At 45.5% G+C, this 330-nt stretch carries 1 protein-coding gene; it reads right to left on the bottom strand.

Translation table 11 applies throughout. The annotated features are described in order from the left end of the window. The coding region (locus EZM41_RS10970) for a LapA family protein (RefSeq protein ID WP_232619325.1) at positions 1–216 on the bottom strand (216 nt) is incomplete at its 3' end. Positions 217–330 lie beyond the last annotated feature (114 nt).

Raw genomic sequence — 330 nt, 5'->3', positions numbered from 1 at the left:
TAGAACGGCTTCCTTTAGTTTATCAACTTCCTCCGGAGATGTAACATCAGTGGCAACCTCAATGGTATCCCTTCCAATATTTCTTATTTCCTCAGAGACTGCTTTTACTTTTAGCTCTACTATCGCTCCCACTGAGGCGACCCACATCAACAAAGCTCCAGCGGCGAAAACGAGGACTTCCCATATTCCTTGGTGCACATCCCTCTGCCAAATCAAGAAATTAGGGTTGCATACGTGTATCTGATGGCACTTAAGCGCAGATCTTGATATAGACCTTTAGCTACCGGGAGGGAGCGACGTTGGATAATTTGAAGGACTACAAAATAGCGG

It is taken from the genome of Acetomicrobium sp. S15 = DSM 107314, assembly GCF_016125955.1.
Lineage (GTDB): Bacteria > Synergistota > Synergistia > Synergistales > Thermosynergistaceae > Thermosynergistes > Thermosynergistes pyruvativorans.
The sequence above is the reverse complement of the archived record's forward strand: the minus strand, read 5'-3'. Positions and strand labels throughout refer to the sequence as shown.